Below are 555 nucleotides of genomic sequence, written 5' to 3'. Positions count from 1 at the left end.
AACCATTTTGGGGCCTTTGTGGTATTTAATAGAGCCTTTATTTACCTCTATAATTTTTACATTAATTTTTAATAATGTAGCAAATATTTCTACAGGTACAGTGCCTCCTTTTTTATTCAATTTGGCAAGTATTACCATTTGGAACTATTTTAAAGTATGCTTTATGTCTACCTCCAATACATTTTCTGCCAATGCGGGTATTTTTGGTAAAGTGTATTTTCCGCGTATTATAGTACCAATATCGGTTGTAATATCAAACTTATTAAAATTTGGTATCCAGTTGTTTGTTTTTGGTTGTTTCTACATATATTATTACCACCAAGGCGCACAAATTTCATTAAATAGATATACGTTTTTATTCCCTTTAATTATCATCATTATGGGAATGCTAGGTTTAGGCTTGGGTATGATTATTTCATCATTAATAACTAAGTATAGAGATTTAAGAGTGCTAATTAGTTTTGGTTTGCAGTTACTTATGTATGTTTCTGCGGTAATGTATCCAGTTTCTTTTTTTAAAGAGAAACTGCCTAATTATGCATGGGTAGTAGCCTA

Annotated in this window: 1 protein-coding gene; it reads left to right on the top strand. The window is 30.5% G+C overall.

The annotated features are described in order from the left end of the window. Window positions 1-555, top strand: a 555-nt coding sequence (locus FUA24_RS24575) for an ABC transporter permease (protein ID WP_187388391.1), incomplete at both ends; no start/stop codon positions are given.

The sequence above is a fragment of the Seonamhaeicola marinus genome (assembly GCF_008085455.1).
This window is presented reverse-complemented; position numbering and strand designations above follow the sequence as displayed.